At 69.3% G+C, this 26106-nt stretch carries 31 protein-coding genes; 19 read left to right on the forward strand and 12 right to left on the reverse strand.

The window, feature by feature from the left end; all coding sequences use genetic code 11:
- Positions 1-30: 30 nt before the first annotated feature.
- A complete protein-coding gene (locus tag BXA11_RS04660) occupies positions 31-1215 on the reverse strand; it encodes a glycoside hydrolase family 10 protein (RefSeq protein ID WP_204053443.1) in 1185 nt (394 codons plus the stop codon).
- 185 nt (positions 1216-1400) lie between these two features.
- Between BXA11_RS04660 and BXA11_RS04665 the strand changes: the two genes are divergently transcribed.
- The 4 genes from BXA11_RS04665 to BXA11_RS04680 are packed head-to-tail and all read left to right on the forward strand — an operon-like array spanning position 1401 to position 4786.
- Positions 1401-2312, forward strand: coding sequence for an ABC transporter ATP-binding protein (locus BXA11_RS04665; protein ID WP_076432946.1), 912 nt, complete (start codon positions 1401-1403; stop codon positions 2310-2312).
- Positions 2309-3046 carry an ABC transporter permease gene (locus BXA11_RS04670; RefSeq protein WP_076432948.1) on the forward strand — a complete coding sequence of 246 codons (738 nt, stop codon included), beginning with the start codon at positions 2309-2311 and terminating at the stop codon, positions 3044-3046. The genes BXA11_RS04665 and BXA11_RS04670 overlap by 4 nt, the downstream gene beginning before the upstream one ends.
- Positions 3047-3056: 10 nt before the next feature.
- Positions 3057-4184 (forward strand): sensor histidine kinase, encoded by a 1128-nt coding sequence (locus BXA11_RS04675; protein WP_076432949.1) that lies wholly within the window; start codon positions 3057-3059, stop codon positions 4182-4184.
- Positions 4181-4786, forward strand: a complete 606-nt coding sequence (locus BXA11_RS04680; RefSeq protein WP_076432951.1) for a response regulator transcription factor — start codon at positions 4181-4183, stop codon at positions 4784-4786. The genes BXA11_RS04675 and BXA11_RS04680 overlap by 4 nt, the downstream gene beginning before the upstream one ends.
- A gap of 4 nt (positions 4787-4790) precedes the next feature.
- Here the strand turns inward: BXA11_RS04680 and BXA11_RS04685 are convergent, their stop codons facing one another.
- Positions 4791-5492 (reverse strand): DUF4328 domain-containing protein, encoded by a 702-nt coding sequence (locus BXA11_RS04685; RefSeq protein WP_076432953.1) that lies wholly within the window; start codon positions 5490-5492, stop codon positions 4791-4793.
- A 210-nt stretch (positions 5493-5702) separates the two neighbouring features.
- Here BXA11_RS04685 and BXA11_RS04690 point away from each other — a divergent pair, with 210 nt between their 5' ends.
- Both BXA11_RS04690 and BXA11_RS04695 read left to right on the forward strand, forming a co-directional pair.
- Positions 5703-6278, forward strand: coding sequence for a GNAT family N-acetyltransferase (locus tag BXA11_RS04690; RefSeq protein ID WP_076432955.1), 576 nt, complete (start codon positions 5703-5705; stop codon positions 6276-6278).
- An 18-nt stretch (positions 6279-6296) separates the two neighbouring features.
- The gene (locus BXA11_RS04695) at positions 6297-7088 is read left to right on the forward strand and encodes an alpha/beta fold hydrolase (protein WP_076432957.1); all 792 of its coding nucleotides are present in this window, start codon (positions 6297-6299) and stop codon (positions 7086-7088) included.
- Here BXA11_RS04695 and BXA11_RS04700 read toward each other — a convergent pair.
- Together BXA11_RS04700 and BXA11_RS04705 are read right to left on the reverse strand one after the other, a co-directional pair.
- Positions 7085-7609 (reverse strand): GNAT family N-acetyltransferase, encoded by a 525-nt coding sequence (locus BXA11_RS04700; protein ID WP_076432959.1) that lies wholly within the window; start codon positions 7607-7609, stop codon positions 7085-7087. The genes BXA11_RS04695 and BXA11_RS04700 overlap by 4 nt on opposite strands.
- Positions 7610-7654: 45 nt before the next feature.
- On the reverse strand, positions 7655-8515 hold the full coding sequence (locus BXA11_RS04705; RefSeq protein ID WP_076432961.1) for a helix-turn-helix domain-containing protein: 861 nt from the start codon (positions 8513-8515) through the stop codon (positions 7655-7657).
- A 144-nt stretch (positions 8516-8659) separates the two neighbouring features.
- On the opposite strand from BXA11_RS04705, the gene BXA11_RS04710 reads away from it, so the two are divergent.
- From BXA11_RS04710 to BXA11_RS04735, 6 genes are read left to right on the forward strand one after another with little or no spacing between them, the layout of a single operon-like run.
- Positions 8660-9415: an SDR family NAD(P)-dependent oxidoreductase gene (locus tag BXA11_RS04710; protein ID WP_076432963.1), complete on the forward strand. Its 756-nt coding sequence runs from the start codon at positions 8660-8662 to the stop codon at positions 9413-9415.
- Between the two features lie 54 nt (positions 9416-9469).
- A complete protein-coding gene (locus BXA11_RS04715; RefSeq protein WP_076432965.1) occupies positions 9470-10369 on the forward strand; it encodes an SDR family oxidoreductase in 900 nt (299 codons plus the stop codon).
- Positions 10370-10380: 11 nt separating this feature from the next.
- On the forward strand, positions 10381-11394 hold the full coding sequence (locus BXA11_RS04720; RefSeq protein WP_204053442.1) for a zinc-dependent alcohol dehydrogenase family protein: 1014 nt from the start codon (positions 10381-10383) through the stop codon (positions 11392-11394).
- A gap of 47 nt (positions 11395-11441) precedes the next feature.
- Positions 11442-11867: an SgcJ/EcaC family oxidoreductase gene (locus BXA11_RS04725; RefSeq protein WP_076432967.1), complete on the forward strand. Its 426-nt coding sequence runs from the start codon at positions 11442-11444 to the stop codon at positions 11865-11867.
- 60 nt (positions 11868-11927) lie between these two features.
- Positions 11928-12569, forward strand: coding sequence for a winged helix-turn-helix transcriptional regulator (locus BXA11_RS04730; protein WP_076432969.1), 642 nt, complete (start codon positions 11928-11930; stop codon positions 12567-12569).
- Between the two features lie 18 nt (positions 12570-12587).
- Positions 12588-13094, forward strand: a complete 507-nt coding sequence (locus tag BXA11_RS04735) for a DinB family protein (protein ID WP_076432971.1) — start codon at positions 12588-12590, stop codon at positions 13092-13094.
- A 10-nt stretch (positions 13095-13104) separates the two neighbouring features.
- Here the strand turns inward: BXA11_RS04735 and BXA11_RS04740 are convergent, their stop codons facing one another.
- From BXA11_RS04740 to BXA11_RS04755, 4 genes are all read right to left on the reverse strand, one after another.
- On the reverse strand, positions 13105-13524 hold the full coding sequence (locus tag BXA11_RS04740; protein ID WP_076432973.1) for a hypothetical protein: 420 nt from the start codon (positions 13522-13524) through the stop codon (positions 13105-13107).
- A gap of 61 nt (positions 13525-13585) precedes the next feature.
- Positions 13586-13696 (reverse strand): DUF397 domain-containing protein, encoded by a 111-nt coding sequence (locus tag BXA11_RS45705; protein WP_076433178.1) that lies wholly within the window; start codon positions 13694-13696, stop codon positions 13586-13588.
- 71 nt (positions 13697-13767) lie between these two features.
- Entirely contained in the window at positions 13768-14703 is a 936-nt protein-coding gene (locus BXA11_RS04750; RefSeq protein ID WP_076432975.1) for a quinone oxidoreductase family protein, read from the reverse strand.
- A gap of 179 nt (positions 14704-14882) precedes the next feature.
- Positions 14883-15431, reverse strand: a complete 549-nt coding sequence (locus tag BXA11_RS04755) for a helix-turn-helix domain-containing protein (protein WP_076432977.1) — start codon at positions 15429-15431, stop codon at positions 14883-14885.
- A gap of 60 nt (positions 15432-15491) precedes the next feature.
- Between BXA11_RS04755 and BXA11_RS04760 the strand changes: the two genes are divergently transcribed.
- The 3 genes from BXA11_RS04760 to BXA11_RS04770 all read left to right on the forward strand — a co-directional run bounded on the left by BXA11_RS04760 (position 15492) and on the right by BXA11_RS04770 (position 17127).
- Complete coding sequence (locus BXA11_RS04760; protein WP_076432979.1) at positions 15492-16382, forward strand: alpha/beta fold hydrolase; 891 nt, start codon at positions 15492-15494, stop codon at positions 16380-16382.
- A gap of 12 nt (positions 16383-16394) precedes the next feature.
- On the forward strand, positions 16395-16760 hold the full coding sequence (locus BXA11_RS41895) for an alkaline phosphatase family protein (protein WP_143734073.1): 366 nt from the start codon (positions 16395-16397) through the stop codon (positions 16758-16760).
- 130 nt (positions 16761-16890) lie between these two features.
- Positions 16891-17127, forward strand: a complete 237-nt coding sequence (locus tag BXA11_RS04770) for a hypothetical protein (RefSeq protein WP_076432983.1) — start codon at positions 16891-16893, stop codon at positions 17125-17127.
- A gap of 342 nt (positions 17128-17469) precedes the next feature.
- Here BXA11_RS04770 and BXA11_RS04775 read toward each other — a convergent pair whose 3' ends face one another.
- Positions 17470-17688: a hypothetical protein gene (locus BXA11_RS04775; protein WP_204053441.1), complete on the reverse strand. Its 219-nt coding sequence runs from the start codon at positions 17686-17688 to the stop codon at positions 17470-17472.
- Positions 17689-17801: 113 nt separating this feature from the next.
- Complete coding sequence (locus BXA11_RS04780; RefSeq protein ID WP_076432985.1) at positions 17802-18023, reverse strand: hypothetical protein; 222 nt, start codon at positions 18021-18023, stop codon at positions 17802-17804.
- Positions 18024-18213: 190 nt separating this feature from the next.
- Here BXA11_RS04780 and BXA11_RS04785 point away from each other — a divergent pair, with 190 nt between their 5' ends.
- A complete protein-coding gene (locus BXA11_RS04785; protein ID WP_239104725.1) occupies positions 18214-18897 on the forward strand; it encodes a DUF5919 domain-containing protein in 684 nt (227 codons plus the stop codon).
- Between the two features lie 132 nt (positions 18898-19029).
- A complete protein-coding gene (locus BXA11_RS04790; RefSeq protein ID WP_076432989.1) occupies positions 19030-22116 on the forward strand; it encodes a DEAD/DEAH box helicase in 3087 nt (1028 codons plus the stop codon).
- Between the two features lie 2 nt (positions 22117-22118).
- Here the strand turns inward: BXA11_RS04790 and BXA11_RS04795 are convergent, their stop codons facing one another.
- The gene (locus BXA11_RS04795) at positions 22119-22478 is read right to left on the reverse strand and encodes a glycoside hydrolase family 6 protein (RefSeq protein WP_076432991.1); all 360 of its coding nucleotides are present in this window, start codon (positions 22476-22478) and stop codon (positions 22119-22121) included.
- A gap of 145 nt (positions 22479-22623) precedes the next feature.
- On the opposite strand from BXA11_RS04795, the gene BXA11_RS04800 reads away from it, so the two are divergent.
- Positions 22624-23307 carry a hypothetical protein gene (locus tag BXA11_RS04800; protein ID WP_239104724.1) on the forward strand — a complete coding sequence of 228 codons (684 nt, stop codon included), beginning with the start codon at positions 22624-22626 and terminating at the stop codon, positions 23305-23307.
- A complete protein-coding gene (locus BXA11_RS04805) occupies positions 23304-23978 on the forward strand; it encodes a DUF4166 domain-containing protein (protein ID WP_076432995.1) in 675 nt (224 codons plus the stop codon). The genes BXA11_RS04800 and BXA11_RS04805 overlap by 4 nt, the downstream gene beginning before the upstream one ends.
- A gap of 2 nt (positions 23979-23980) precedes the next feature.
- Here the strand turns inward: BXA11_RS04805 and BXA11_RS04810 are convergent, their stop codons facing one another.
- Complete coding sequence (locus BXA11_RS04810) at positions 23981-26077, reverse strand: glycoside hydrolase family 6 protein (RefSeq protein ID WP_143734074.1); 2097 nt, start codon at positions 26075-26077, stop codon at positions 23981-23983.
- Between the last annotated feature and the right edge of the window lie 29 nt (positions 26078-26106).

Raw genomic sequence — 26106 nt, forward strand, 5'->3', positions numbered from 1 at the left:
AGATCCGGGGCAGGCGCCGCTAGATCCGATCTAGCGGTGCCCGCAGTGGCCGTGATGCCTGATCGTCGCCCCCCAGGGGGTGCCGTTTCGCGCCCGCGGAGAGGGTCGCGTGCAGTGCCGCCCGGGGGACCGCGCCGGGCTGGGCGAGGCGCCGGGAACGGCGGCGTTGAGGGCGTCGAGCACGGCGGTGTAGGCCGCCTTCTTCTCGCCGTTCCCGTCGAACAGCAGCGGGGTGTCGCTGCTGCGCCAGGAGTCGGGATCGCGCACGCCCCACACCGTGATGCCGGCGCAGCGGGGAACGGCCAGGCAGTCGGCGACCACGGCGGCGTACGTGGCGGCCGGGGCGCCCTGGACGTCCAGCTCGGTGATCTGGACGTCGACGCCGAGGGCGGCGAAGTTCCGGAGCGTGGTGCGGAAGTCGCCGTCGTAGGGGTTGCCGCTGCCGAAGTGGGCCTGGAAGCCGACGCAGTCGATCGGCACGCCGCGGTCCGTGAAGTCCTTGACCATGGCGTAGACGCTCTGGGTCTTGGCCCAGGTCCAGTTCTCGATGTTGTAGTCGTTGTAGCAGAGCTTCGCGGCCGGGTCGGCGGCCCGCGCGGTGCGGAAGGCGACCTCGATCCAGTCGTCGCCGGTGTGCTGGAAGTTCGAGTTGCGCCGGGCGCCGGTGCCGTCGGCGAAGGCCTCGTTGACCACGTCCCAGGCGTAGATCCTGCCTTTGTAGTGGGTCATCACGCCGTCGATGTGATCGATCATCGCCTGGCGCAGCGCGCTGCCGCTGAGGGACTGCAACCAGCCCGGCTGCGCGGCGTGCCAGAGCAGGGTGTGGCCGCGGACCCGTTTGCCGTTCTCCACGGCCCAGTTGAAGATCCGGTCGGCGTTGGTGAAGACGAACTGCCCCTGCCGCGGCTCGGTGGCGTCGAGCTTCATCTCGTTCTCGGGCGTCACCATGTCGAACTCGCGGTTCGCGATCGTGGTGTACGCCGGGTCGCCGAGCTTGCTCGCGGTGACGGCCGTGCCGAAGTAGCGTCCGCTGCGCGCCGCCGCACCGCTCAACGTGGTGCCGGATGTGGTGCCGGGCGTGCCGGCGGTGGCGTTCGCTCCGGGGATCTCGGCCACCGCGAGACCCACCGCCAGGCCCGTCGCCAGCGCTGCCACGGCGCCGAGGACGAGCATGCGGCGGATCACGGGTTGTGCCATGACCTTGAGGACTTCCACAGCGTCCGTCCCTCCTCCTGAGGCGCCGAATCTTTCGGAGTTTCACCGCAACCTTGCGATCCGACAAGACCTCGTTCGTACGCGCCGTGGTCTCAGGAACCGTGCAAGGAACCGTGACATCTGTCGTGGGCAGGTCGTGACAGATGGCGCAGGTCCGCCTCGGGACGGCGGCGGAGGCTTGCCGTATGAACATTCATGACGGCGCACCCGCCCTCTCCGTCGCGGGGCTGCGCAAGACGTACGGCGAGACCCGTGCGGTCGACGGGATCGACCTGGTGGTGGACCGGGCGGAGGTGGTGGCACTCCTCGGCCCCAACGGCGCGGGCAAATCCACCACCATCGACATGGTCGTCGGGCTGAGCCGTCCGGACGCCGGGGAGATCGCCGTGTTCGGCGCGTCTCCCCATGAGGCGGTGCGGCGCGGCATGGTGGGCGTGATGCCGCAGGAGGGCGCGCTGCTCGACGACGTGACCGTCCGGGAGACGGTGGCGCTGATCGCGTCACTGCACCGGACGCCGCTGCCGGCGGAGGAGGCGCTGCGCCGCGCCGGGGTGGCCGACCTCGCCGGCCGCCGGGCCGCGCTGCTGTCCGGCGGACAGAAGCAGCGGGTGCGGTTCGCCATGGCGCTGGTGCCCGGCCCCGACCTGCTGGTGCTCGACGAGCCGACGGCGGCCATGGACGTGACGGCGCGGCGGGAGTTCTGGCAGTCGATGCACGCCTTCGCCGAGACCGGCCGCACCGTGCTGTTCTCCACGCACTACCTGGAGGAGGCCGAGGCGTACGCCGATCGGGTCGTGCTGATGCACGCGGGCCGCATCGTGGCCGACGGCCCCGTGCATGCGGTCATGGCCGAGGTGTCCGGCCGTACGGTGACCGCGACCGTGCCCGGCGCCCGCACCGAGGACCTGGGCGCGCTGCCGGGTGTGACGGCGGCGCACGTCCGCGACGGCCGGGCAGAACTGCGCTGCACCGACTCCGACCTCGTCGTACGGGAACTGCTGGCGCGCTATCCCGAGGCCCGGGACGTCGAGGTGGCCGCGCTGGGTCTGGAGGACGCGTTCCTGCGCCTGACCGGAGCATCGGAGGCCGTGCGATGACCGGATATCTCGCGTTCGAGATCAGGCGGACCCTGCGGGACGCCAAGTTCCTGCTGTTCGCGGTCGCGCTGCCGGTGGGCCTGTATCTGCTGATGGCCGACCGCTTCGCCGACCAGGGGGCTCCCGCGTCGTACGTGATGGGCGGCGTCGCGGCGTTCGGGTCGATGAAGGCGGCGCTCGACGTCGGCGCCCGCACGGCGGTGGAGCGCGGCATCGGCTGGCAGCGCCAGTTGCGGCTCACCCCGCTCAGCGGCGGCGGCTATCTGCTGGCCAAGGCGTCGGTGGCGATGGTCGTGGCGCTGCCGCCGGTGGCCGGGGTGTCGCTGGTCGCCGCTCTCGTCGGTGGGGTGCACCTGTCTGCCGGCGGATGGGCACTGGCCGTGCTCGGCGTGTGGGCGGGCACGGTGCCGTTCGCCCTGCTCGGCCTGCTGATCGGCCAGTTCGTCGGCGCCCAGAGCCTGCAGGCGTACCAGGGGGCGGTGGTGCTGGTGCTCAGCTTCGTCGGCGGGCTGTTCATCCCGGTGAGCACGTTCCCCGACGCGCTCGCGACGGTGGCCAAGGTGCTGCCGAGCTACTGGCTCGCCCAGGTCGGGCACGCCGCCGCACTGGACGGTGCCGGTGGGGTTGGCGGCGGGGAGGGCAGCGGGCAGGCCGCGCTGGTCCTGGCGCTGTACACGCTCGTGCTGGGCGTCGCCGTGGCCGTCCGGTATCGCCGCGACACCGCTCGGGCCTAGGGTGATTGACGTGGGCGAGCAGGGCGTATGGGGGCGTTCCGCCTGGCCGGCGTGGAACCCGGCCCGGCCGGGGGCCCGCTCGGCTCGCGTACGCGGTGTCGTCGTGTTGTCGCTTTTCCTCCTGTGGCCGCTCTGGGAGATCCTGCGCCCGGAGGCCGGCGGGCCGGATGCGGCGCTCGGGGCCGTCCTCCCCCTGTACGGCGCGGGGTGGCTCGTCGCCATGACCGCCGGGCCCCGCCTGCCGCCCCGGCGGCGGATCCTGCTCGTCGGGACGCTGTTCGCGCTGGCGGTCGTGGCGGCGCTGCTGCGTGGCGGCCCGCTCTACCTCGGCCACGCCGGCCTCTTCAGCTTCGTGCTCGCGGCGGCGGCGTGGCTGTTCCCGGCGCTGTGGGCCGTGCTCCTCGGCCTGGGGATCGGGACGGCCCAGGCACTCGTGCAGTGGGCGACGCCCGGGCCGATCCACTGGAATCTCATGGGCGGCCTCTTCCCGGCCGTCGTGATCCCGGTGGCCGTGGTGCTGCTGATCCGGCTCGTCGTCCAGCTCGGCCAGGCCCGCGAGGAGATCGCGGCGCTGGCCGCGGCGGCGGAGCGCGACCGGCTGGCCAGGGACCTCCACGACGTGCTCGGGCACAGCCTGACCACGATCACGGTGAAGACCGGCCTGGCCCGCCGGGTACTGGAGAGCGGCGGCGACGTCGAACGCGCGCTGGCCGAGCTGCGCGACGTCGAGCGGCTGTCCCGGGAGGCGCACGGCGAGGTGCGCCTGACCGTGTCGGGCCGCCGCCGGCCGTCCCTCGCCGCCGAGCTGGCGGGGGCCCGCGCCGCGCTGCGGGCCGCCGGGATCAGCCCGATCCTCCCGCCGTCCGCGGACCACGTACCGGCCGAGCTGGCCGAGCCCTTCGCGTACGTCCTGAGAGAGGGGGTCACCAACGTGATCCGGCACAGCGGCGCCACCCGGTGCGAGGTGCGGCTCGGAGACGACTGGCTGGAGGTGCGCGACGACGGCCCCGGGCGGCACCCGGCGAAGCCGGGCAACGGCCTGTCCGGCCTGGCCGAGCGGTTGCGTGCGGTCGGCGGGCGGGTCGAGGCCGGCCCGCTGCCCGCGGGCGGCTTCCGGCTGCGGGCGAGCCGCGCATGATCAGGCTGCTGCTCGCCGACGACCAGGCGCTCGTACGCGGAGCGCTGGCGGCGATGCTCGCGCTGGAGCCCGACATCGAGGTGGTGGCCCAGGTCGGCTCGGGCGAGGAGGTCGTCGAGGCGGCGCGGCGCAGCCGGCCGGACGTGGCCTTGCTCGACGTGCAGATGCCGGGCAGGGACGGCCTGGAGGTCACGGCCGACCTGCGTGCCGCGCTCCCGTCCTGCCGGGTGGTGATCTGCACGACCTTCGGGCGGCCCGGCTACTTCGCCCGGGCGATGGAGAACGGCGCCTCGGGCTTCGTCGTGAAGGACGCGCCGCCCGAGCACCTGGTCGACACGGTGCGCCGGGTCCACGCGGGCCTGCGCGTGGTCGATCCCGCCCTGGCCGCGGAATCGCTCGCCAGCGGGTCGAGCCCGCTGACCGCGCGGGAGCGCGACGTCCTGCGCGCGGCCCGGCAGGGCGGGACCGTGGCGGAGATAGCCCGGAGCCTGCACCTGTCGGCAGGGACCGTACGCAACCACCTGTCGGCGGCGATCGGCAAAACCGGCGCCGGCACCCGCGCCGAGGCCGCCCTGATAGCCGACGAGCACGGCTGGCTCTAACGCCTCACATCGCGTACGAGGACGGCCAGAAGGCGACCCGGCGGTGGTCGTCCTGGAAACGAGTGATCGTCAGGACGACCGCGATGGCCAGGGCGGCGGCCCCGATGGTCAGGACGTTGCCGGCGATGCCGAAAAGGGCGGCATCCCGAATGGCCGGCAACTCCTTGGAATTGGCGAACAACACGCTCAGCCCCCTCGTCACGAACGAGGTGACCCACCATGCCAGCCACCAGGCCCAGACAAGACCGGAACGGCGGGCGGCCGCGAGGCTTCCGGTCTCCTGGATGGCGCCCGGCCTGGAAGACGTCCAGATGTCGTCGACGATCTGTTTCGGGAACCAGAGACTGACGATCGGCGCGAACCACCCGAAGATCAGCCAGGGTCTGGCGCGCCGGTGCGGCCACGGGCTCAGCGTCTCGGCATTCGCCCTGGCCCGGAACAGCCAGATCAGGAACATGACGGCGGTGGCGTAGTAGGCGACGGTCTCCACCGGCCCGGACATCGCATAGAACCTGTCGTTGGTTTCGAGATCGCTGAGGGGAACGGAATTCATGTCGGCCAGGAACCTGTCGATGAGCACGATGCGCTGCACGTCGACGGCGAAGGCGAGCACGCGCACCGCGGCGTCGACGACCAGCATCACGACGGCCGCCGTCCCCAGGCCCCGTATCGGACGCAGAGGTGTGAGCGGTGGTGCGGGATACACGATGACTCCTCGAAATAGGCCGACGAGTCATCATGCAGCAGAGCTCCGAGCCCGGCCGCGCGCGTATCTCACCCGGGATGATGCTGTGATCGAGCCGGGATCGGGTCATTCGGAGTACCGCCGGAGCGGACGACGGCCGCACTCCGGTCGCCGACGTCCCCCGGGAAAATGGAATGACCGGAAAGCGGGTCACGCGCGAGAATCGCCCGCGTGTCCCAGCCGATATTGCAGACCGACCGCATCACGCTTGTCCCGCTGTCCGACGAACACCTCGAGCACGAGATCGAACTCGACGCCGATCCCGAGGTCATGCGCTATCTCACCGGCCGCGCGCGTAGCCGTGAGGAAGTGGAGGTCCTCCATCGGCAGCGGCTCGCCGCCGCGCACGACGCCGCCGGGCTCGGCTTCTGGGTGGGGTTCGTGGACGGCCGGTTCGTCGGCTGGTGGCTTCTTGAGCCGCCCGCGCGTGCCGACCAGGGCCCGGCCGAAGGACAGGCCGAACTCGGATACCGGCTCCTGCGGCGCTGCTGGCGCCAGGGCCTGGGCAGCGAGGGGGCCCGTGAGCTCCTTCGCTACGGATTCGAAGATCTTCGACTGAACCGTGTCTTCGCCGAGACCATGGCGGTCAACGCCGCCTCCCGCGCGACGATGACCGCGATCGGCATGCGGTACGTCCGTACGTTCCCCATGGACTGGGAAGAGCCGCTCCCCGGCAGCGAGCTCGGTGAGGTCGAGTACGCGATCACCCGGGAGCAGTGGCTCGTTTCCCGATCGGCCACCGCCTGATCCGGTTAGGTTGACGGAATGGAAGTGGAGATCAGCGGCGTACCGGTGCATTTCGCCGAGCACGGCGACGGGATGCCCGTTCTGGCGTTGCACGGAGCGGGGGTGGACCATCGCGAGATGGTCGGCGCCTTGGAACCCGTCTTCCGCGACCGGCCCGGTTATCGGCGCGTCTATCCGGACCTGCCGGGCATGGGGCGCACTCCGGTGGCCGACCGGCTCCGCGGCTCCGACGACGTCCTCGATCTCGTGCTCGGTCTGGTCGACGCCGTTGCCGGCGATCAGCGGTTCGCGGTCGTCGGCCACTCGTTCGGCGGATATCTGGCCAGGGGGGTCGCCGCCCGGCGCCCGGCCCAGGTCGCGGGGCTGGCGCTGATCTGCCCCCTCGGCGAGGACGCGCGTGACGTGCCCGCACACGAGGTGCAGCACGCCTCGGCCGACGTGGCCGACGCGCTGAGCCCGGCCGAGCAGGCCCAGTTCCGCGACTACTTCGTGGTGCAGACGCCTGCCACTCTCGAACGGTTCCGTGAGCACGTGGCTCCGGCCCTACCGCTGGTCGACCGGGACGGCCTTGGGCGGGTCTTCGAACAATGGCGGCTGAGCGACACCTCCGCGTACCCGGGCCCGACCCTGATCCTCACCGGCCGCCAGGACGCCACGGTGGGGTACGCCGGTGCGTGGGAGCTGGTGGAGCGATATCCGCATGCCACGTACGCCGTCCTGGACCGGGCCGGCCACGCACTGCCGCACGAGCAGACCGGGCTGCTGGCCGCGCTCATCGGCGAGTGGCTCGACAGAGTGACGATCTGTTAGAGATTCGCCGGGTACGGATCGCTTCGCAGCCTGCTGTACATCCAGCCGTCGCGCCACTGACCGCGGAGGAACTCCACCGCGCGTAGGACGCCCTCGAAGGTGAATCCGGCCTTCTCCAGCGACTTCTGCTCCGCGATGTTCTCCGGATGGGTGAACGCCTGGATGCGCTCGACCGGGGTGTGGGTGAACAGGTAGTCGCACAGCATCGCCTGAGCGCGCCAGCCGACGCCGCGCCCCCGCCGGTCAGGAAGCAGGGCGATCCCTATCTCCCAGAATCGGGAGAGCCCGACCCCCCGCGCCGACCAGCTCACCAGGCCCGCGGCCGTGCCGTCGGCCTCGACGATGAGCCTGCTGTCGTCCTCGCCCAGGTATCCGTCCTTGGCGTAGCGCCGCGCCGGGGCCTGAGCGTCGCGAAATCCCGCCCAGTCGAGGCCGATCAGCCCCGGCTCGGTGACGAACCGCCGGAAGATGTCGAGATCGTCCTCCTGCACCGGCCGCAGCCGTACCTCTAGCGCGCTCACTGTGCCGCCTCCCCTCGATGCTCTTCGACACTAGCCCCGAGATCATCAGCCCGTGACGGCGCGAAGGGCGCCGGGGTGGCGGCCGGTGAGGCGGTCGAGCCTGGCGGCGGTGGCGTCGTCCGCGGGGAGGTAGGCGATCAGGAGCTGGCTGTCGTCGTCGGACAGGCCGAGGGTCTCGTAGGCCAGCCGCAGTTCGCCCGCCTCCGGGTGCGCCAGCCGTTCGAGGCCGGTGCGCCTGGACGGGCCGGACGCAGTCGCCAACCGGCCGGTGAAGGGCGCGCCGACGGCGAGGGTCAGCTCGTTGACGAGGTGCTCGACGTGCGGGTCCTTCCGGGAGACCCCTGGTTTCAGCCCGGCGAGCCGCTCATCGGCGACCCGGTCCCACTCGGGATACGCGGCTCTGGCCCGGGGGTCGGCGAAGACGTACCGCACCAGGTTGGGCGGCCGGCGGTCCGGCAATCCGATGGGCCCGGCGAGCCGCTCGTAGCCGTACGTGTGGGCGAGCACGTCACCGAGCCGGTTGACGACCACTGCCGGGGCGGGTTCGAGCCGGTCGAGCAGTGCCCGGACGGTGGGACGGACCGACTGCGCGGGCGGCCCCTGGCACGGGCCGACGAGCCGGCCGGCGCCATCGGCCGCCTTGAAATGGTGGAGCAGATGGAGGCGGTCGCCGGCGGACAGGCGCAACGCGTCAGCGAGGGCGGCGAGCACGGGCACCGACGGGTGACGATCACGTCCCTGCTCAAGCCGGGTGAGGTATTCGACGCTGATCCCGGCGAGCGTGGCCAGTTCGGAACGGCGAAGGCCGGGAGTGCGGCGGCGGCCGCCGCCGGGCAGCCCGACCTCGGCGGGGGTGACGGCCTCGCGGCGGGCCCGCAGGAACTCGCCCAGAGTGTTGTCGCTCACGATTCGCAGGCTACCGACTGGTCTCGTCTCCGATCGTGGCCCTGCGGGGGCCAGTCTCGGCCCGGCCTCCCTCCGGCGGTCCCTGTCACCGGATCCTTGGCGCTGCTCAAGGTTTTCCACTGTCGTTTCGTGAGGAGCACTGAAATGGATCTGGGACTCACCGGCCGTACGGTCGTCGTGACGGGGGCCTCCGGCGGCATCGGGCGCGAGATCGCCCGCGGGTTCGCCGCCGAAGGGGCCGACGTGGTGCTCGCCTATCACCACTCGCAGGCGGGCGCGGAGCGGCTTGCCAAGGAGGTCGGCGGACGCTCGCTCGTCGCCCCGTACGAGCTGGACGACGACGAAGCGGCCCGCGGCCTGGTCGAGAGCGTGCTCGCCTGGTCCGGCCGGATCGACGTGCTGGTCAACAACGCCGTGCACTGGGGCGCCGCCGAGCCGGACGCCGGCCTCTCCTTCGACGCCGTGCCCGACGAGAGGTGGCAGAAGGTGATCCGGGCCAACGTCGAGGGGGCGCTGCGGCTCAGCCGGGCGGTCGTCCCGTCGATGCGAGAGCGCGGATGGGGCCGCATGGTGCACATCTCGTCGAGCATCGCGGTCGACGGCATGCCCGGGGGGGAGTACTACGGGGCGGCCAAGGCGGCACTGCACGGTTTCAGCAGGTCCGCCGCGTTCGGGCTGGGGAAGGACGGCGACATCCTGTCCAACGTCGTCATGCCCGGGTTCACCAGGACCGAGACCAACGTCGCGATGGCCGAGCAGTGGGGCGGGCACTACAGCGCGCGGGCTCCGATCGGCCGTCTGCTCGACGCCGCCGAGGTCGCGGGCGCCGTCGTCTACCTGGGCTCGGCCGCCAACACCGGCATCACCGGACAGGCGATCAAAGTGACCGGCGGGGCCTGACCACTCCGAAAAGTTACTTGTTTTTCCGTAGTAGAAGCTACTAGCGTCGTAGTCATGATTCTTGTCACCGGAGCGACGGGGCTCAGTGGATCGATCGTGGTCCAGGAGTTCGCCCGGCAGAACGCGCCCGTCCGAGCGCTGGTCAGGAACCCGGACAAGGCCAGGAAGCTCCATGGGCTGCCGGGCGTGGAAGTGGTGGAGGGCGACATGCTGCGTCCCGAGACCCTGACGGCCGCCCTGCGCGGCGTGGAGCGCGTCCTCATGATCTCCTCCCCGAGGGAGCGGATGGTGGAGACGCAGTGCACGTTCATCGACGCGGCGAAGGCCGCGGGCGTGCCGCACATCGTGAAGTACTCCGGCAAGGAGTCGGGCGTCGGGTTCGATCCCGACAGCTTCATCGGGACGCATGAGCACCTGCAGATCGAGCGCCACCTCGAGGCGTCCGGCCTGGCCTGGACCCATCTGCGCCCGAGTCAGTTCATGGAGTTCTACCTGCCCGGCACCCTCACCGGGGTGGATCCGCACCGGCGGGAGCTGCGCATGTCCATCGGCGACAGCAGGCTGGCGCCCGTCGCCATCGGGGACGTCGCGAAGGTCGCGGTCGCGCTGCTCAACTCCGACGGCCACGAGGGCAGGGCGTACGACATGACCGGCCCGGAGGCGCTGACGATGAAGGAGGTCGTCGAGCACATCTCGGCGGCGACGGGAACCGCCTTCCGCCATGTGGAGCTGCCTTTGGAGGACAAGCTGCGCGAGTGCGAGGAGGCGGGGATGCCCGAACCGTCCATCCGGATCCTGCGTGAGCTGTTCGCCGAGCGCGGGCGGCGTCCCGAGTCCGAGGTGCGGCTGGAGACCCACCGGACCTTCGGAGTGCGGCCCACGACCTTCGCCGAGTTCGCCCGCGGCCACGCGGCGGCGTTCCTCGGTCAGGCGGGTGGCGACGGGCGGTGGTGACGATGCGGGCCGTGGTCGCACAGGAGGTCGGCGAGCCGGGCGACGTCCTCACGGTTCGCCGCGTGCCGGTGCCCGAGCCCGGACCGGGACAGGTCCTCGTGCGCGTGGACGCGGCGCCGGTGCACGCCGGCGACCTACACGTCATCCGAGGCCGGTACGGCTATGCGCCGCCGTTCCCGGCCGTGCCCGGACTCGAGTGCGCCGGCACCGTCGCCGCGCTCGGGCCGGGCGCCGGGGCCGGTGAGGACGGTGAGGACGGGCTGCGGCTCGGGCAGCGGGTGACCACGGTCGGTGTGACCGGGACCTGGCAGGAGTTCGTGGTCGCGGACGCCGCGCAGGTCCTTCCGGTGCCCGATTCGCTGAGCGTCTCCACCGCGGCCCAGCTGATCGTCTCTCCGCTCACCGCGTGGCTGCTGGTCACCGGGTTCGACCTCGGGCCCGGCGATTGGCTCGTGCAGACGGCCGCCAATTCCACGGTCGGGCAGCTCGTCCTCGACCTGTCACGCCAACTGGGCTTCCGCACAGTGAACGTCGTGCGCCGCCGGGCCGCGGTGGACCGGATCCGGGCTCTCGGCGGCACGGAGGTCGTCTGCACCGAAGACGAGGACCTGCCGGAACGGCTGGCCCAGCTCACCGCCGCCCACCCGATGTCCAAGGCGATCGACTGCGTGGCCGGGCGGGTCGGGGCCGACGTCCTCCGGGCGCTGGCCCCCGGCGGGGAACTCGTGGTCTACGGAGCGTTGTCCACGCACCGCCAGACCGACCCGGCCATGCTCGGCATTCCCGTGCCCGCCGACGCGATCATCTTCGGTGGCAGGAGCGTGCGCGGGTTCTTCCTGTCGCGCTGGTTCGCCACCACGCCTCCACAGGTCGCGCGCCGCGAGCTGGGCGAGGTGATCGCGCTGGTCGAGAAATCGGCGATGACCGTCCCCGAGGGGCAGGCGATCCCCGTGGAGCGCGCGTTGGAGGCTGTCCACCTGGCCGAGGCGCCCGGTCACGGCGGCAAGCCGCTTTTGGTGCTCTAGACCGCTTTTCGGCCGCCCCACGACGGCCGCAATCACTGGAGGATGGTATGAGTTCGGAACTTCACGAGGTGGCCATCGAGCCGGCCGAGGAGCACGCCGTACGGGCCCTGTTCGAGGCGACGTCGGCCGCGTGGTCGGACGGCGACGGCGGCGCGTTCGCGGGCCGGTACGCGCGGGACGCCACCGTGATCCTGCCCGGGGTCCACCTGCGGGGCAGGGAGGGCATCCATTCCGCGATGGGGGCCGCCTTCGCGGGGCCGCTGAAAGACTCCAGGCGCGTCCACACGACGGAGAGCGTCCGGTTTCCCACTCCGGACGTGGCCGTCGTGATCACGCGGAGCGTCACCGTGTTCGCGGGGGAGGCGGAGCCGCCGGCCGACCGGTGGGAGCTGGCGACCTGGACGCTCGTGCGGCGCGACGGCGAATGGCTCGTCGAGGCGTATCACAGCTCCCCGGCCGGGACGCCCGGCTGACGCTTCATGGCCGCACTACGGGAAAGCAAGCACCTGCTCCGGGTTGAGTAGGATGAGCGCGTGACCACGGCACGCACGTACGGCGACCCCTGTGCCGCGGCGCGCGCTCTCGACCTGGTCGGCGAGCGCTGGGCGCTGATGATCGTCCGGGACCTGCTCTTCGGCCCGAAGCGCTACAGCGACCTGCAGAGCGGCCTGCCCAACGCCAGTCCGACCGTGCTCTCGCAGCGGCTGCGCGATCTGGAGGAGGGCGGGGTGATCCGGCGGCGCAAGCTGGGCCCGCCGGCGCGCGCATGGGTCTACGAGCTCACCGAGTGGGGCCACGACCTGGAGCCGATCCTCGTGCACCTGGGTCGATGGGGCCGGCGGTCCCCGCTGAAGGAGACGACGGCGTCCCTCGGGATCGACTCGCTGATGCTCGCGCTGAAGAGCCACCTCGACCCCGCCCGGCTGGGCGACCTCGACGCCACGTTCCTGGTCGACGTGGGCGAGGACGTCTTCACCCTCCGCGTGTCCGGCGGCGAACTCACGATCCGCAGGGGCGAGCCGGATCGGTGGGACGCGGCCCTGCGGACCGATCCGGCCGGTCTCAAGGCCCTGGTGATCGACGGGACCCCGCCCGGCCGGATCGGGGAGCGGCTGGAGACCACAGGCGACGGCGCGGCCCTCCAGCGGCTGCTCGACGCCCTCGCGACCGAGTGACCGAAAGGGAGATCGCACGTGAGCTCGTCACCGGCGTCGAGTGAGGTTGAATCCCTCCTCGGCTACCTGAACTGGAAACGGCAGCACGTCCTCGACATCCTCGGCGGCCTGGACGAAGCCGACCTCCGGCGCCCCGTCCTTCCGTCGGGCTGGACCCCCGTCGGCCTCGTCAACCATCTCGCCCTCGACGTCGAGCGCTTCTGGTTCCGTGCGGTCTTCGGCGCCGACCCCGAAGCGGTGGCCTCGTTCGCCACCCCGACGGACGCATGGCAGGTGCCCGGCGACCGGCCCGCCTCGGAGGTGTTCGACCTCTACCGTGAGGAGACGGCCCGCGCCGGCGAGGTGATCGCCTTGAGTGGCCTGGACCAGACGCCGCGCTGGTGGCCGGACTACCGCGACGACCGGCCGCCGCGCGACCTACGTGCGGCGATCCTCCACGTCCTCGTCGAGACGGCGACCCACGCCGGCCATCTCGACGCGGTGCGTGAGCTGATCGACGGCAAGCAGTTCCTCGTCCTGGACTGAATGAGAAGAGTCAGGAGGCGGGGCAGCGGTAGGCGGCGTGGCGGTTGGGGGAGCAGCACACCACGCCGCAGGTGAGGAACCGGCCGCCGGTCAGCCAGATGCCCCACTGCACGTCGACGCCGTTGGCGAGTGCCTCGCGGGCGTTGTGCAGCCGGACGTCGAGCCCGATCCGGGCCTCGTCCGGCGGGCGGAGGAAGGAACTCTTCATCGACCGGTAGCGCTCCGTCAGCCACGCGAGCGCGTCGTCGGGAGTGGCCGGGGAGGCGTCGATCCGGCGGGCCGGCTTCAGCAGCCAGTCGCACGTACGCATCGGCGGCAGCGGGGAGCTCGTGAACTGACCGGGGTCGGCGGGCGGCAGCGGCGGCCGCCGCTCGGCCTCGCTGCGCAGCTCTTCCCCGATGCCGCTCCACACGTAGCAGTGCAGGTGCATGACGCTCCGTACAGTGGGGGTGGCCCCTGCCTGCTATCACCGGGCAGGGGCCACCGTGCTCCTACAGTGTGGTCAGGCCGGCCGCGCGAAGCTCGGCACCGGTGAAGCGGAGAGTCCCGGCATCCGGGTTCTTACTGTCACGCAGGGCGAAGGCGTCGGTCTCGCCCGGAATTTGAAATCACCTTGCTGCCCTCTTCTGATGACAGGAGAGGGCAGCAATCATTCGGCGGAGATATTGCGCGGTCAGGAGCTGAAGCCAAGCACCAGGCGCCCACGGATACCGCCGGCTTCAAGCAGCCGGTGCGCCTCGGCGGCCTGCTCAGCCGGTAGCACCCGGGCGACCCGCGGCGTGACGGCCCTCGCCTCGGCCTGCTGCCGCAGCCAATCCAGCGAGGCGGTGTCCTTGACCGAAAGGACCACCAGCACCTTGTGCACCGTGATGCCGCGTCCGGGGTCGCCGTCCCAGCCTCGGAGCACGACCATGCCGCCACCGTCACGGACCGCGGGAGCAATGCGCTCGTTGAGGAGTGCTCCATCGGCGACACCGTCGACGCCTTCGGGGCACAGCTCACGAATGCGGTCGGCGACGTCGTCACCGCGGCGCACGACCACGTCGGCGCCCAGGTCGCGCACCATTTGCTCGTCGGCCGCCGAGGCGTCGGCGAGGACGCGCAGCCCGGCGGCTTTCGCGAGCTGGACGACGTAGCCGCCGTAGACGCCGGCCGCGCCGGTCACCGCGATCGTCTGGCCTGGCGAGAGGTCGAGATGGTCGAGCGTCAGTTTGGCGGTGAGCCCGTTCATCGGCAGCGTTGAGGCGGCGAAGAAGTCCGCCCCCTCCGGCATTCGGACCACAGACTCGGCCGGTACGACGATCTGGTCGGCGTAGGCGCCGCCGTTCGGTCCCGTGGGGACCACGAGGGCCATCACCTTGTCCCCGACCTGCCAGGGCGCGCCCTCGCCGACTTCGCTGATCTCCCCGGCGGCGTCCATTCCCGGTATGTAGGGCGCTTGATCCCTGGGCGGCCCGAAATGGCCTGCCCGCAGCGCGATGTCGCTGGGGTTCACCGCCGCCGCGTGGACGCGGATGCGCACTTCGCCTGGACCGGCGTGGGGCTCGGGGACGTCGACGACGTGTAACGTGTCCGGGCCGCCGAACTCGATGAAGCCAATAGCTCTCATGGCGGCCAGGCTAGCCACGGCGATGCACAGCAGATCAAGAACGCGGCGATCACCTCAGGCGAGACCGTGGGCACCCGGGGGAGCTGATCCGAAGGGTGCCCTCCGGTACGGCGTGCTCCGCCCGCAGCCCGTTTCCGTGTCACTGCTATGACAGCGCTGCGTCCTACCTCCCGCGAGGCTCATGCGTGGCCTTCGGTGGTGGGGCCGCCGGTGGGGAACAGGATCGGGCTCAGCAAGTACGGCCGGCGGCCCTCCGCCGGCCCGTTGCCCCGGTAGGCCAGCATCGCAGCCTGCACTTGCTTGATCAGGCCCGCAAGCTCGTCGGGTGTCAGCCAGTACGTGGACTGGGTGTAGCCCACCGAGTCGGCGAACGGGTCTGCTTCCTCCCGGTCGAGGTAGGCGTTGAACTCGCTGAGCAACACCCCCAGCGCCGTCGTGAACGCTTTGCGATGGTCCTCCAGTGACATCGACGCGGCCATCTCGCGGTCGATCAGCGGCCGGGCTCGTTGCAGCCGGTAGGTGCGCTCGACCGCGCCGTGCACCCGTTGCTCGCCGACCACTTCGAGCACGCCCGCCTCGGCCAGCAGCCCGACATGCCGGTACACGGTGGTCCTCGGCACGTCGGCCAGGTCTTCGCACAGGTCACCGACCGTACGAGCGCGACCGCCCGACATGGCGTGCACGATTCGCAGGCGCACTGGATGCAAGAGCAGGGTCACCGTGTCCATACCGCTACGATTCCACATTTGGTACCATTCCCAAAATTGGGATTAGAGAAAAGGAAGATCATGAAGCCACCCTTAGGCGAGTACTACGACGTGAACGGCCGCAAGTTGCTGCTGCATCGAGAGGGGAGCGGCGCCCCCGCCGTCGTGTTCATCCCCGGAGCCGGTGCGGTCGCCATGGACTACTGGGACGCTCAGCGGCAAGCCGCCGCCTTCACCACGAGCGTCCTCTACGACCGGGCGGGGACTGGCTGGAGCGAGAGCATCGACCTCCCCCGCGCGTCCAGCGAGGTCACCGACGAACTCCGCGCGCTCCTGCACAGCGCGAAAATCCCCGGGCCCTACGTGCTCGCCGGACACTCGCTGGGCGGCCTGTACGCCCGCCACTACGCGACCCGCTTCCCCGACGAGGTCGCCGGGCTTGTCCTGATGGAACCGGCCCACGAGGACTACCGCGCCTACATGCCTCGCGAGCTGGTCGAACGATGGGACGCATGGGACCCCGCCAACGGACTTTCCGACGAGCTGCCCAGAGAGATCCTGGAGTTCTACCGCGTCCTGTTCGAACAGGAGATGGCCCATTGGCCGGCCGGCCTGCGCGAGCCACTCGTCGACAGCCACGTGAGCCGTGAATGGCTGCTCACCGGCATCCGGGAGGCCGCGAACATCCAAGCCGTTCACGACGAAATCCGCGCCGCGGGCCCGCTGCCCGACGTACCGATGATCATCCTAACCGCGCCAGCCATCGACCCGTTCAAGCAGGCAGTGTCGGCGGGCACTTCCGAGGGTCTGCTCCAGGCGGAAAACGACGGCAAAACGCGCCTCTACAACGAGTTCGCCGCCTCCGTCCCGCGCGGTGAGAACCGCATCGTGGAGGACGCGGGGCACGTCACGCTGCCGTTCCGCCGCCCCGAGGCAGTGGCGCAGGCGATCCGCGACGTCCTCGCACTGTGACGTGGCCTATACCTGTCCACCACCGAGACGCCGAACCTGTCGGCCCTGACCAAGAAGGGCAGGCTGACCGAGGCGACCGGAACCTTTCCGACCCTCTCCAACCCCAGTTGGACGACGGTCGCCATCGGCGCCTGGCCCGAGGTGCACGGCAACGTCGCGTACGGCCTCGACCGCACGACGAACACCGCCTTCGGCCAGACGCGGGTGATGAACGTGCAGAGCATCGCCGAATCGGTCGCCCAGGCGGGCGGCACGTTCGCGGCGGTGCAGTTCTACGCGGTGCAGAACCACGGCACCGTCTACGGCGACCCGAAGCACCTGTGTACGTGCAGCCGGGAGGTAAATGCGATACCCGGACCAACGCCGCGCTGGATCTGATCGCCCACAGGCCGGTGAACTCCGGCGGTACGACCGTGACCGTCGACACGATGCCGGACGTGCTGGCCCTGTACTGTGACGACCTCGACGCACTCGGGGACAGGCCCCGGCGGCGGGAACGGACCTGGTCATGGTCGTCGGGGGTGTCGCCAACGTCTATCTGCTGGGCGCCCGGCAGACCCCGGCCGACGTGGAGAAGGTCCGCTCCGTCCTCGCCGGCGTCCCGCACGTGACTCACGTGTACGACAGCGCCGAGCTGGCCACGCTGCACGGCGGTGACGGGCTCGGCGATCTGGTCGCCGAGCCGGAGACCGGCTGGTCGTTCCAAGTGGGAGACCCGGCCACGCCCGCGGATACCACGGCATGATCTGGACGTGGTCCACCCCGGGTTCCTCATCGCGGGCAAGGACATCCGGCCGAACGCCCGCCCGGACAACCCGCGGCTGGTGGAATCGCGCCGACCATTTCCGCGCTGCTCGGCATGCCCGCCCCGGCACAGGCCCAGGGCCGGGCGCTGACGGAGACCTTTCGCAAGCACCCGTGACCCGCTGAGTGCCGGGGAGACCAGGCCCACGCACTTCGGTGAGGATGTGTGGGCCTGGTCTCAGGCGCGGGTGTGACAGCCGGTGGTCCAGCGCCCCACAGCATGTCCACGCCGTGAATCCGACACCGCCTCGGACGGGATCGCCGGACGGGCGTCTTATGGGGCTTATCGAGCCCGGCCGAGCAGCAGGTCCAGCCACATCCGGCGCGCCCGCACGTCGGGCAGGCGTTCGGTCTCGCGTATCTCCGGCTGGCCGCCGCTCCGGTCCGTACGGCGGACGAACAGCAGCCCGCCGGACGCGCACAGTTCGTACGCGAGCGGCGAGCAGTAGTCGCAGGTGTGGGCCACAACCCGGCCCCGGACGGCGCGCCTGGTCTCAGGCATCCACCGGACCGCGACCCGCTCCGGCTGCTCTGACGCCACATGCAGCGCGGGGCAGGTGGAGGCGGCTTGATCCAGAGCATCAAGCGCTCGGACAGCGGACCCTCGGAGAGCGTTCACTGGGGCAGCAACCCTGTGGCGAGCTTCTCCTGGTTACGGAGTTGCGCAACGAGTTGGTCGGCGTCATCAGCGTCGATGGTGTGGCTCAGCCCGTGACTCAACTGCGCGTCGGTGAGCCGCTGATTGCGCGTCGCCCACAGGCGATCGGCTGAGCTCCGCCAGATCGTCCAGTGGGGGAACGCGGCCTGTAGATCTTGAAAGGTCGTCGTCGGGGACATGGCGACAGAGTCACTTACGGTGCTGGCACATTCACACCGCGTTCGCGGGACGTGCGGGACGTTTCGCGTTACCGTCGGGAGACGTCCTCAACGTCCTCCCGATTCGAGGTCGCCAGTGGCTAATGACTCTCTACGCCAAGCCATGTCCAGTGCGAGACTGACCGAAAGGGACCTCGCGTTGCGATGCGAGGTGGACGTCAAGACGGTGTCCCGCTGGCTGGCTGACGAGGCACGCGTGCCGCACCCGCGTCATCGGTGGGCCGCTGCCGAAGCGTTGGGAGTGGATGAGTCCGTGTTATGGCCCGAGGCGATTCGGAACACGGTCAAGATCGGCCCCGATCGAGAAGTGGTGTCGGTTTACCCCTACCGATCCGCCTGCCCGAAGAGCGTGTGGCGGGCGCTCATCACCGAGGCGAAGGCGACAATCACGCTGGCGGGATACACGAACTACTTCCTTTGGTTGGAGCACCCCAACCTGGCGAAGGTACTCAAGCGCAAAACTGAGCAAGGTTGCCGCGTCCGCTTCCTGATCGGCGACCCCGACAGCGAGGTAACCCGCCGACGTGAGGAAACCGAAGGCGTTCCGCTCACGGTGTCCACCCGGATCCGCATCACGCTGGCCGAACTCGACCAACTCAAGGACGTGCCCGGAATCGAGGCGCGGTTCGGTGACGAGCACATCGCCCTGTCGGCATTCCAGTTCGACGACGAAATGCTCGTCACCCCACACCTGGCCAAGCTGGTCGGCCACGACTCGCCGCTCCTGCACCTGAAGCGCCACCAAGACGACGGCCTCTACGACCGCTTCGCGTACCACATCACCGAACTGTGGTCAGCCGGCCGCGACATCTGGCCGGAGGCACCTGCCGGATGACATCAGCGAGTTGGTGTATCGGAATGAGCGAAGACTTTTGTGATCATGTTGTTGTGAAACTTTTGGCGCGTTCCAATTACGATGATCGTCTGCAGTGCGCCTGTAGCGCAGGCCTAGTCACGAGGACATGTAGTGGACGACGCCCCGATCACTGGTCTGTACGATTCGCTGCTCACTGACAAGCTCGCCAAGAGCGTCGCTGAGTGGCGGCAGACGGGACACCTCGTGGAGGTGTCGGAAGTCGAAAAAGAAGAAGTCGCCCACCTACTGGGTCGTTTTGTCGGCGAAACGGCAGCGCAGGCGTTGGCCATGCTCAAAGAGCCCCAAGAGCAGGTTGAGTTGGTCAATCGGTTGCTGAGTCAGCTGACGGAGCCCGCAACTGTGGCAGATGGGCCGAACAGGCTGCTGTCGATCGTGAGGCACAGTCCGGGTGCGAGTGCCCCAGTAAGGCCGTTGACATCGCTGTCTGAGGCGGCCTTGCTGACCAACGCTCGCGAGGACCCCAACCTGGCGCATGAGTTGGCGGCCGAGTTAATCAGCGCCGACCGGGTGGACCTCCTGTGCGCCTTCGTCAAGTGGTCGGGACTGCGCATCCTGGAACGCCAACTCGCTGATCTGCAGCGTCGGCGCGTCCCGCTGAGAGTGATCACCACGACCTACATGGGCGCGACAGAGCGACGTGCTCTGGACCGGCTAGTACGGGACTTCGGCGCCGAGGTGCGTGTCAGTTACGAGCAGAACTCCACTCGCCTGCACGCCAAGGCATGGCTGCTGCGCCGCAACACGGGCTTCGACACCGCTTACGTCGGCAGTTCCAACCTTTCTCGGGCGGCGCTGTTGGATGGACTGGAATGGAACGTGCGTCTCTCGTCCGTGACCACCGCTCGGCTGCTGGACAAGTTCGAGGCGACCTTCGATTCCTATTGGAACCGTCCCGAATTTGAACCTTACGACCCTACGGTTGACGGCGATCGGTTAGATGAGGCATTGTCCAGGTCCAAGGTGGGCAAGCAGCTTTTCGACATTCCTGCCTTGGTGCCGCATCCCTTTCCTCACCAGCGCGAGATGTTGGAGGACCTGGATGTCGAGCGCACCGTGCATGGTCGGCATCGCAACCTACTCGTCGCTGCAACTGGCACCGGTAAGACGGTTGTAGCCGCTTTTGACTACCGGAACCTCCAGCAACGGCTAGGCCGTCGGCCGTCACTGCTGTTTGTCGCGCATCGGCGCGAAATTCTGGCTCAGGCATTACGCACATATCGGCAGGTGCTGGCCGTGCCAGACTTCGGTGAGTTGCATGTGGGCGAGGATCGCTCGCGAGACTGGCGGCATGTGTTCGCCAGCGTGCAGTCGCTCACCGCTATGGGAATCGAATCATTTGATCCCGAGCACTTCGACGTGGTGGTGATCGACGAGTTTCACCATGCCGCTGCTCGTACCTATCGACGAATCATCGATCATCTCAAGCCAAAGGAACTGCTGGGACTCACTGCCACCCCGGAGCGCGCCGACGGCACCTGGGTTCAGGAAGAATTCTTTGATGGCCGTATCGCCTCCGAGTTGCGCCTGTGGGATGCGCTGGACGCGGACCTGCTCTGCCCGTTTCACTACTTCGGCATCAATGATGAAACCGATCTCACCAGCGTGAAATGGTCACGTGGGTCCTACGACAGCACCGCCCTCGACGACTTATTCACTGGAGACGAGGCTCGTGCTCGTCTTGTGTTCAACGCTCTGAACGACAAGGTGAGTGACCTGGCGGCTGTCCGTGGCCTTGGCTTCTGCGTTTCAGTACGGCATGCGCACTTCATGGCCGACTTCTTCACTGGGTTAGGTTTGCCCTCTCTCGCGGTAGACGGCTCGACCGATGATGCTTCCCGAAAGGCGGCACTGCGGGCGCTGCGGGATGGCGAAGTCCGATTCCTGTTTGCAGTTGATCTGTTCAATGAGGGTTTGGACGTGCCCGACGTGGACACTCTGCTGCTTCTACGGCCGACTGAAAGCGCCACCGTCTTCCTGCAGCAACTCGGACGAGGGCTCCGCCGCACCCCAGAAAAAGAGGTGCTGACGGTGTTAGATTTTGTCGGCCAGCACCGCAAAGAGTATCGCTTCGCTAATCGGTTCCAGGCATTGACTGGATTCAGCCGGGGGCGGCTGGACAGGCAGGTCAAAGACGACTTCCCGCTGCTGCCGCCGGGCAGTCAGGTTGTGCTGGACCGAGTGACTAAGGACCGGCTGCTGGCTGAGCTCAAGCTTCATCTCGGTGCGACAGTGAATACGCTGACGCAGGAGATTAGATCTTGTGCGGAAAGGTCGCTTATCGGTTACCTCGCGGAGAGCGGGCGCGAGATCGGCGACCTGTACCGCAACCGACGGTACTGGACATCGCTCCTTCGTCGAGCCGGCCTTATGCCCGATTCCGGCTCACCGCTAGAGGAACTGCTTGGCCGGCGGGTCCGGGCGCTGTTGCATGTGGACGACCGCCGCCGTGCTGAAGCCTATGTCCGGCTGCTCAGCGCCGATGGCCCGCACTATGCAGGATGCTCACCTGCGGATCAGGCGTTTGCGCGGATGCTATTTTTCTCCTTTTGGCGCGACGGTGGAGACTTCTCCTCCTATGATCAGGCGCTGGAACGGCTGCGAGGCGAGCATGCTCTGTGTGAGGAGATCCGCGAGGTTCTGGCCTACGGTATTGACCGTCCACGACACGTGGCTCGACCGCTCGGTCAAAATTTTGATTCGGTGCCGCTCGCGGTCAACGCCCGTTACTCCACGGAGGAAGTGCTCGCCGCGATCGGATGGGCAGTCCTTGGAGGGCTAGTGCCGTCCACGATGCGTGAGGGCGTTGCGTGGAGCCCCGTCACTCAGTGCGATGCTCTGTTCGTCACCCTGCACAAGAACGAAAAGGAGTTCTCGCCGCAGACGATGTACCGGGATTATGCGCTTACCCCAAATCTATTTCACTGGGAGTCGCAGAACCGGACAAGTTCCCACTCGACTACTGGCCTGCGCTACCAGAACCATGAGACCGAGGGTAGCCACGTTCTTTTGTTCACCCGAGAGCGGAAGGAAAACGACAGCGGTCACCCCGAATCTTTCGTTTTCCATGGCACGGCTCGATACGTCGAACATCGAGGCGAGCGTCCTATGGCCATCACGTGGAGGCTGGATGAGGAGATGCCCGCCGACCTATTCCGGAGGGCTGCCATAGCCGGGTGAGCCTAGGCTCGGGGGCGGAGCCATAGGAACGCGTCGGCCAGCTCGTTGCTGGTGTCGGTGGTCGGGCGGCGGCCGACGCCCGGGCCCGGTGGCTTGCACCAGATTTGCGGGTCGGCGTACTTGCCTTCCGGTGGCTGCCACACGCCCTTGCCGTTGCGGCTGGTGTCGATGACGAAGTGGGTCAGGGGCGTCCCGGTCGGCACCGCGTCGAGCTCGGCGCCGGTGCAGGTGCTCGCTCTGTCGCTCGTCTTCAGGTAGAGGCAGCGGGAGAGGCTTTCCTCATACCTGAGGAGTTCCTCGGTCTGCTGGAAGTCCGCGACGTTCAGATAGAAGCCGTCGGCGCGCTTCACCTGGCCTTTCACGGGTTGGTCAGCGTGATCGCGGAAGGCTCTGCGGTGCCTGCCTTCCCGCTGAGGGCCTATTGGCCGCGTCCGTCGCAACTTGAGCGATCGCTTAAATCGGCTTACCCTCTGTTTTGAGCGATCGCTCAACGACTGGGAGGCGTGTGTGGCGCGGTTCGTGTACGTGGAGTGCTTGGTCCGGGCTGACATGGATGCCGTCTGGGAGTTCACGCAGCGGCCTGAGCTGCATCGACGGTGGGATTTGCGCTTCACGGAGATCGACTACCTGCCGCGCGCCGACGGTGAGCCGCAGCGGTTCCGGTACGCCTTCCGGCTCCTGCCCGGGCTTGTCATCGATGGCAGCGGAGTCACGGCCGGAGACCGGTGCGATCCCGAGCAAAGGACGTCGGCGCTGCGCTTTTCCTCCGGCCATCCGCTCTCGCTGATCCGCTCCGGCTCCGGCTACTGGCGTTACGTCCCCACCAACGACGGCGTCCGGTTCATTACCCGGTACGGCTATCGCCCCGGCTGGGGCGAAGCCGTTGACCTCGTTTTCCGTCCGCTCATCGGCTGGGCGACGGCCTGGTCCTTCGACCGGCTCCGTCTCTGGCTGGAGACCGGCCAAACGCCGGAGCGTTCCCTGTGGCAGGCCCTCGCCGAAGTCTGCCTGCGCACCCTCACGACCGCCATCGCCATCACCACCACCCCGGCCGCCGTCGCATGCCTGGTGGCAGCGGCGGCCGTACTCCTGCCGCCGCTTCCCTCGACCCCGGCGGCCCGCCGATGCCTGCGCCGTCCGCCCGACCGGCAGACGGCAACAGCCCCGCGCACCCTGATGGAGACCCCATGACCTCGATCTTCGAACGTGCCCTCGGCGCCGATTTCGCCCGCCTGCATCCGCAACTGCGCCGCCGCTTCGGCGTGAGCATTGACGGCGGGCAGGCCTGCGTCGGCACGGGGGTGATGGAGCACATCTGGCACGCGGGCTTCACCCGGCCGTTCCTCACACTCGGCGGGACCCGCAACATCCTCGTCCCCGAGCAGGGCCGGCAGGTGCCGTTCACCATCGAGAACTACCCGTACGTCGACTCGTATGGACGTGAGACGGTCAGCTTCGTCCGCATTTTCGATCTGCCTGGCCGCCGCAGAAGGTTCGACGCCCAGATGGTGTACGACCCCGTCAAAGGCATCGTCGACTACCTGGGCTCGCACCAGCATCTGGCCGTGGACCTGGACTTCCAGGTGGACGAGCGCGGGGGCCTCGTCATCCGCTCCAGTGGGTTCCGCCTGCACGAGGGCCGGCTCTCCTGCCGCCTCCCCAGGCTCATGACCGGCACCGCCGTCGTGAGGGAGTCGTACGACGACGAGGCGGGGGAGTTCCGCGTCGGGGTCACGGTGTCCCACCACCGGCTTGGGCCGATGTTCGGCTATCGGGGCGCGTTCAAGGCCCGCTATGTCGACGTCACCGAGCACGGCGTACCCGTCACCATTAAGCCGCTACGCGAAGAGGCACGCCTGTGAGCTCAGCGCAGCGGGGGGACGGCGTTGCGAGCGCGGTCGAGAGCGAGGGCGGGCCACCAGGTGCCGCCGACCGGGTCTACCTGGTGATGCACCGGATCCTCCGGCCCGGAGCCGCCGCGGAGGCACCGGCCGCTGGACTGGCCGGGATCCCGGATCCACAGGAAGGCGTCGGCCAGCTCGCTGCCGGTGTCGGTGGTCGGGCGGGGACCGACGCCGCGGCCCGGGGGGTTGCACCACAACTGGGGGTCGGCGTACTTGCCCTCGGGAGCCTTCCACACGCCCTTGCCGTTGCGGCTGGTGTCGATGACGAAGTGCGTCAGCGGTGCGTCAGCCGGCACGGCGTCGATGTCGGCGCCCGCACATGCACTGCCGCCCTTGGCGGCGACGAGATAGACGCAGCGAGAGAGCCTCTCCCCATACCGGAGGAGGCTGTCGGTGTGCTGGAAGTCCGAGCTGTTCAGGTAGAAGCCATCGGCCCGTCCTACCGCGGCCTTGACGAGCCGACCGGCGATGTCGGCGACGGACTCGGGCCAGCCCTGGATGCCGCCGTCGAGATACACGGCCGTGTGCGGCAGCGCCCCCAGGCGGTCCACGGCGTAGCCGAGCTCGCGGTAGCGCTCGGCGGTCCCCGCCGTGCCGCCTGCCTCGCAGTTGTCGGTGCCGGGCACTTTGGTCAGGCTGTTCGGTTCGAGCACGACCACCGCCCGGCCCGCGCCGATGCCGGCCGCGACCTGGTCGATCCAGTCTCGGTACGTCTGCTCGTTCGACGCCCCACGATCGGAGCAGTCCGTCAGGGGGATGTAATCGGTGAGGAACACCGGCACGGCGTCGTGGGCCGCGGCGAGGCGCATCGTGGACCTGACCGTGTCCTCGGCCTCGGTGGCCGGTCGGCTCAGGTTCACCGAGTGCGGCACCGCGGCGAGGGCGCGCATCAGCGCGGCGTCGGCCTTCCTGCCCTGCGCATCCCAGGCGTCCGCCTGGCGCTGCGGGTCGGGCTCCTGCTTGTACGCGAACCGTACGCCGTGCTCGCGCAGCGGATTGCCACCGGAGGCGGAAGCGGACGGCAGCACGGCGGCCACGGAGGCAGCAGACGTGGCGGACGAGGTGGCGGACGGGCCGGACGAGGGCGAGCCCGACGAGGTGCCGAGCCAGGTGGCGGCCACCGCCGCGACCACGGCCAGCGCGCCCGCTCCGGTCCCGATCATCAGACTGCGGCGGCGTCTCCCACCATCCCCGGGCAGAGTGGCGACGGACCGTGCCGTGGAACCGGTGAGCGTGTCGAGAATGTCCTGCACGGTCGGCCGTTGGGCGGGGTTCTTGGCCAGGGCGCGGGAGACCAGTGTGCCCAGCGGTCCGTCGAGGCCGGTCAGGTCGGGCGCCCCGTTGACGACTCGGTTGAGGACCACGGGGAGCGATCCGTGGCCGAAGGGGGCGTGGCCGGTGCCCGCGTAGGTGATCGTGCTCGCCCAGGCGAAGACGTCCGAGGCGGGCGTGAGGGGGCCGCCGTCGAACTGCTCGGGCGACATGAACGAGGGTGTCCCGACGACCGCGCTGCTCATGTGTCCGGCCATGTCGTTCAGGTGGGCGACGCCGAAGTCGATGACTTTGGGGCCGATAGGGGAGAGCAGGACGTTGCCGGGTTTGAGGTCGCGGTGAATGATGCCGGCGGCGTGGATGGCGCGCAGGGCGGTCGCCATGCTGACGGCGAGTCCGTCCAGGCTGGAGCCGCGCAGCGGTCCGTCGCGTTCGACGGCCTCCCTGAGGGTCGGCCCGGGGACGTACTCGGTGACGAGGTAGACGGTCTCGCCGTCTACTTCGGCGTCCAGGACGGCGGCGGTGCAGAAGCGGGCGACCCGTTTGGCCGCCTCGACCTCGCGGCGGAACCGGCGGCGGAAGTCGGGGTCGGCGGCGATGGTGTGGTGGAGCAGTTTGACCGCCACGCGGGTGCCGTCCGGCGTCTCGCCCAGGTAGACGGTGCCCATCCCGCCCTCGCCCAGCCTGCGCAGCAGCCGGTAAGGCCCCACCTGGTGCGGGTCACCGGCACGCAGGCCGGACTCATGCTGCCCGGGTAAGCCCCCCGCCTCGCTGCCGCCGTTCACATCGCCCCCGCTGGGATGTCCGGAAGGTC

Origin of the sequence: Microbispora rosea (genome assembly GCF_900156315.1) — a bacterium.
GTDB lineage: Bacteria > Actinomycetota > Actinomycetes > Streptosporangiales > Streptosporangiaceae > Microbispora > Microbispora rosea.

Coding starts and splice junctions, on each gene's coding strand:
- BXA11_RS04665 (WP_076432946.1), top strand. CDS start 1,401: ATGAACATTCATGACGGCGCACCCGCCCTCTCCGTCGCGGGGCTGCGC.
- BXA11_RS04670 (WP_076432948.1), top strand. CDS start 2,309: ATGACCGGATATCTCGCGTTCGAGATCAGGCGGACCCTGCGGGACGCC.
- BXA11_RS04680 (WP_076432951.1), top strand. CDS start 4,181: ATGATCAGGCTGCTGCTCGCCGACGACCAGGCGCTCGTACGCGGAGCG.
- BXA11_RS04695 (WP_076432957.1), top strand. CDS start 6,297: ATGGAAGTGGAGATCAGCGGCGTACCGGTGCATTTCGCCGAGCACGGC.
- BXA11_RS04710 (WP_076432963.1), top strand. CDS start 8,660: ATGGATCTGGGACTCACCGGCCGTACGGTCGTCGTGACGGGGGCCTCC.
- BXA11_RS04715 (WP_076432965.1), top strand. CDS start 9,470: ATGATTCTTGTCACCGGAGCGACGGGGCTCAGTGGATCGATCGTGGTC.
- BXA11_RS04725 (WP_076432967.1), top strand. CDS start 11,442: ATGAGTTCGGAACTTCACGAGGTGGCCATCGAGCCGGCCGAGGAGCAC.
- BXA11_RS04740 (WP_076432973.1), bottom strand. CDS start 13,524: ATGCACCTGCACTGCTACGTGTGGAGCGGCATCGGGGAAGAGCTGCGC.
- BXA11_RS04750 (WP_076432975.1), bottom strand. CDS start 14,703: ATGAGAGCTATTGGCTTCATCGAGTTCGGCGGCCCGGACACGTTACAC.
- BXA11_RS04755 (WP_076432977.1), bottom strand. CDS start 15,431: ATGGACACGGTGACCCTGCTCTTGCATCCAGTGCGCCTGCGAATCGTG.
- BXA11_RS04760 (WP_076432979.1), top strand. CDS start 15,492: ATGAAGCCACCCTTAGGCGAGTACTACGACGTGAACGGCCGCAAGTTG.
- BXA11_RS04770 (WP_076432983.1), top strand. CDS start 16,891: ATGGTCGTCGGGGGTGTCGCCAACGTCTATCTGCTGGGCGCCCGGCAG.
- BXA11_RS04775 (WP_204053441.1), bottom strand. CDS start 17,688: ATGCCTGAGACCAGGCGCGCCGTCCGGGGCCGGGTTGTGGCCCACACC.
- BXA11_RS04780 (WP_076432985.1), bottom strand. CDS start 18,023: ATGTCCCCGACGACGACCTTTCAAGATCTACAGGCCGCGTTCCCCCAC.
- BXA11_RS04805 (WP_076432995.1), top strand. CDS start 23,304: ATGACCTCGATCTTCGAACGTGCCCTCGGCGCCGATTTCGCCCGCCTG.